The organism is Mesorhizobium sp. M7A.F.Ca.CA.002.15.2.1 (assembly GCF_003998715.1).
Taxonomy (GTDB): Bacteria; Pseudomonadota; Alphaproteobacteria; order Rhizobiales; family Rhizobiaceae; genus Mesorhizobium; species Mesorhizobium ciceri.
This window is the reverse complement of record NZ_RZPI01000641.1, coordinates 1-3,151: the sequence shown is the minus strand read 5'-3', so window position 1 is coordinate 3,151 and position 3,151 is coordinate 1. Positions and strand designations below refer to the sequence as shown.

Sequence of the window (3,151 nt, the reverse complement as noted above, 5' to 3'; positions counted from 1 at the left end):
AAGGGCGAAGGCTGGGACCGGACCAGGTTGGAAGAGGCCGGTTTTGGGCCGACGATCGCGTCGGCCGTCGACGCCATGTCGCGTAGGGACGGCGAGGATTACTTCGCGTTCGTGCGACGAGCGGCATCGAATCCATTGGCGCTGCCGGTGAAGCGCGCGGATCTGGCGGACAATATCTGGCAGGCACGACAGGCCGGGGCATCAACCGTCAGATACGAGGAGGCACTACGCATCCTTGATGAAGAGTTTCCACGCGGTTAGCACCTGCCTTGAATTTCAGCTCGCGCCGATGAGAACGGGCAATCTACTCCGTGACGTGGGGCGTATGCCTTCTGTCCTCCGCGGGCTCGACATCGATGCGCGCCTTTTCCGGATCGAATGCACCATGACGTGCAATGGCCCGCGCCGCGGTTTCAGGCGTCTCGTACGCCCACATGAAATCGTCAGCCGAGCTGCCCACGGCATGGACGCGCCAGTAGCTCGCGGTACCTTTCAAAGGGGAGCGGCTGGTGGTGTTCGTTTTTTCGAAAAGGTCAAAATAGATGTCTTCGAAAGGAATATAGAACACGGGCTCATGGCCTTCTTCCTGAAGCACTTTCGCCCGTTCCGTGGCAGCGACTATGGCGTCGGAAAATCGTACCGTCACCGTGCCCGCAAACGGTTCTATGGCCAACTGGCCAGCATGGTGTCTTGAGATTGCGCCTGAAGCTTGCATCCAAATTCTCCCTGGCTGCCGATTGATTGCGAGACCGCATTTCGGTTCGTCATGCATGGAGACGAAATGCGCGGCGATGCGTCAGGTTCCGGCCTTTACTATGGGGTCGATGGCGCCCCTCCTTCAGCGCTTGCCATGGCTATCGAGAAACGCAGCCAACATTCGCGAAACCTGATCAGAAGCCTCACGCGTCGGGAAGTGTCCGATGCCATCCAGCACCACCCGCCTGTAGAACGCGGTGAAATGCTCTTCGAGCCCCTCTGAAGACTGGGCAAACACAACGCGGTCGTCACCACCGTGAAGCGTCAGGATCGGCACGGTGATGATCTTGACCGTTGCTTGCCGGCGGGCGAGTTCAGCATAACGCGGATCGGGCTCGGCCTCTTCCCACCGGACCCGATAGGAATGCAACGTCACATCCGCCCAGTCAGGATTTTCGAACGAGCTCGCAACGCCATCGAAAATGGCGTCGTCGAACCAGCCTAATGGACCCCAGCTGTCCCACTGATACCTGGCGAATTCCTTGCCGTTCTTTCGTACGAACTCGGCGCCCCGTGCGGTCGCCATGAACCATTGATACCAAAATGCTTTCGCCTGTTCGGGCGTCGGCGTTGCTGGTTTGCCTGGTTGCCAGCCGAGGGACAGCGCAGCGCAGCACTTGATGCGGTCCGGAAAAACCGACGCGAGCAGATAGGATATCCGAGCGCCCCAATCATGTCCGACAACTGCAAAGCGGCTGATGCCAAGCGCATCTGCAAAATCCAGCACATCCTGCGCCATCGCGGCAATCTCGCCCGAGCGCATGGTTTCTTTCGACAGGAACGATGTCGGCCCAAAGCCTCGCAACCAAGGGGAAAACGTCCGGAAGCCAGCTTCATGAAGCATCGGCGAAATACGAGCGTATGTCGTCGCGTCGTCGGGCCAGCCATGCAGCAGGATAACCGGGGCGCCGTCCTGCGGTCCACCATCGAGATAGGCGACGCGCAGCAGAGGTGTGTCGCAATGTGAGACGGAGTTCATTTGCTCTGAGGCACCGTAGCTGGCTGGTCGCCGCCAGTCGTGGGGCCTGGTCTGGCGGCCTGATCAACCTGTGGGTTCTTGTTGCTGGTGGCTTTCATCGGCTCGGTGTTGTTGTCGCAGGCGCCGAGCGCAAGGGCAGCGGCCAAGACCAGGAATGAAAAGAACCTCTTCATCGAAACCTCCTCTGGTTGATGCCCGGCAAACGAGGTTCCGCCAATTTGGTTGCCCGACCGGGGTCCTCAAGACGCCATGGGATTGCCGATCAACGCTTCGAGCTATTGGAATCGGCCGCAACTGTCGGGTCAGGCAGAACCGGGCCACGTTCAGTCTCCGAACCCTCAGCTTCGATCTCCTGCACGGCCCGATCCCAGTGCTCCTGCTCGCGGCCTACCGGCCGGCCCTCTTGTTCCCAGATTTCATAGGCCCGTCGTTTGATCTTTTCTTCCCTGCTGTCCATGGCTAGATCCTCCAATTCGTCAGTCTCAATTCCGGGCCATATTTTTTGTTCCTCCTCTGTCGGCAACAGCCGCTGCCGGATTTCGGGAAGGCCCTTGTGGATTGCATGGGATGACCGGCTTGGTAAATTTCGTACCGATATTTTTTCGTGACACACCTATGCTCGCAGTTTTATGAATCAGGATATCGGCCAGCGCCGAGCACGTCCCTCTCCGATCCCACTGCCCGGCGCTCAACGCCGGATCGCTCGTCGCATCGACATGGCGGGCTGTTGCTTCGATTGGAGGTGACGCTCATGCGGGAATTGCCGAAAGACATCGACGCCGATGTGGTCATCGAAATCAGCAAGCTGCTGGACGACAGCCCGCTTTTCGTCCCGGTGCGGGTTCATGAACTTGCGGCCAGGGTGAGGCAGAGGGTGAAGACCGGCCTGCCAGACCTTTCGATTGAAGAACTGATCGTGGAGATGGCCTCCGTACGTCAGCTGGCCATGGCCTTTGATCTGCCTGGATCGGAGAATGTCGTGCAAATCCCGGTGCGGTATCGCCGCTAGCACTGCGACATCAAACGCTCCATCCGGAGGTCAGAACAAGCGACGCCTCAAACATCTGCGCACCGATCTCATCGCGTACCTTGACGGTTATCTTGACGAAATCGCAGTCGGGCATTTCGTCTTGGGCGACATCCTGCAAAATACGAATTGCTTCCGCTCTGGCTTGTTCCCGGGATTCGAACAGCTGCCCGTCATCGTCGGGTACCGTGCCGTCACCGTTTTGAAGATCAAAATAGTACCGTTTCATTTTTCCTGCCGCGCTGGAACATCTGGCGTTTCAATGATTCCGCTTCATGGTGGTTCCTGCCCGCTGGCCGTGCTGGTGACGACGTGGTCGTTCAACGCACCGCAGGGCGAAGCGCCGATATGAAAAGCACCAGCAACGCCAAGGCGTTGCTGGTGCTTTT

At 58.6% G+C, this 3,151-nt stretch carries 6 protein-coding genes and 1 pseudogene; 2 read left to right on the top strand and 5 right to left on the bottom strand.

The genetic code is table 11. The features are described from left to right. A pseudogene (locus ENZ74_RS26715) lies at positions 1 to 261 on the top strand (metal-dependent phosphohydrolase); the annotation flags it as partial. A 43-nt stretch (positions 262 to 304) separates the two neighbouring features. Here the strand turns inward: ENZ74_RS26715 and ENZ74_RS26710 are convergent. The 4 genes from ENZ74_RS26710 to ENZ74_RS26695 all read right to left on the bottom strand — a co-directional run bounded on the left by ENZ74_RS26710 (position 305) and on the right by ENZ74_RS26695 (position 2,192). Further along, positions 305 to 715: a DUF427 domain-containing protein gene (locus ENZ74_RS26710; RefSeq protein WP_013531554.1), complete on the bottom strand. Its 411-nt coding sequence runs from the start codon at positions 713 to 715 to the stop codon at positions 305 to 307. 123 nt (positions 716 to 838) lie between these two features. After that, on the bottom strand, positions 839 to 1,735 hold the full coding sequence (locus tag ENZ74_RS26705; protein WP_063168025.1) for an alpha/beta hydrolase: 897 nt from the start codon (positions 1,733 to 1,735) through the stop codon (positions 839 to 841). Continuing rightward, the gene (locus ENZ74_RS26700; RefSeq protein WP_013531552.1) at positions 1,732 to 1,908 is read right to left on the bottom strand and encodes a hypothetical protein; all 177 of its coding nucleotides are present in this window, start codon (positions 1,906 to 1,908) and stop codon (positions 1,732 to 1,734) included. The genes ENZ74_RS26705 and ENZ74_RS26700 overlap by 4 nt, the downstream gene beginning before the upstream one ends. Before the next feature lie 89 nt (positions 1,909 to 1,997). Further along, positions 1,998 to 2,192 carry a DUF2934 domain-containing protein gene (locus tag ENZ74_RS26695; protein ID WP_013531551.1) on the bottom strand — a complete coding sequence of 65 codons (195 nt, stop codon included), beginning with the start codon at positions 2,190 to 2,192 and terminating at the stop codon, positions 1,998 to 2,000. A 294-nt stretch (positions 2,193 to 2,486) separates the two neighbouring features. On the opposite strand from ENZ74_RS26695, the gene ENZ74_RS26690 reads away from it, so the two are divergent. Beyond that, positions 2,487 to 2,744 carry a hypothetical protein gene (locus tag ENZ74_RS26690; RefSeq protein ID WP_013531550.1) on the top strand — a complete coding sequence of 86 codons (258 nt, stop codon included), beginning with the start codon at positions 2,487 to 2,489 and terminating at the stop codon, positions 2,742 to 2,744. A 10-nt stretch (positions 2,745 to 2,754) separates the two neighbouring features. Here the strand turns inward: ENZ74_RS26690 and ENZ74_RS26685 are convergent, their stop codons facing one another. Continuing rightward, positions 2,755 to 2,991 (bottom strand): hypothetical protein, encoded by a 237-nt coding sequence (locus ENZ74_RS26685; protein WP_013531549.1) that lies wholly within the window; start codon positions 2,989 to 2,991, stop codon positions 2,755 to 2,757. Positions 2,992 to 3,151: the final 160 nt, after the last annotated feature.

Coding starts and splice junctions, on each gene's coding strand:
- ENZ74_RS26710 (WP_013531554.1), bottom strand. CDS start 715: ATGCAAGCTTCAGGCGCAATCTCAAGACACCATGCTGGCCAGTTGGCC.
- ENZ74_RS26705 (WP_063168025.1), bottom strand. CDS start 1,735: ATGAACTCCGTCTCACATTGCGACACACCTCTGCTGCGCGTCGCCTAT.
- ENZ74_RS26700 (WP_013531552.1), bottom strand. CDS start 1,908: ATGAAGAGGTTCTTTTCATTCCTGGTCTTGGCCGCTGCCCTTGCGCTC.
- ENZ74_RS26695 (WP_013531551.1), bottom strand. CDS start 2,192: ATGGACAGCAGGGAAGAAAAGATCAAACGACGGGCCTATGAAATCTGG.
- ENZ74_RS26690 (WP_013531550.1), top strand. CDS start 2,487: ATGCGGGAATTGCCGAAAGACATCGACGCCGATGTGGTCATCGAAATC.
- ENZ74_RS26685 (WP_013531549.1), bottom strand. CDS start 2,991: ATGAAACGGTACTATTTTGATCTTCAAAACGGTGACGGCACGGTACCC.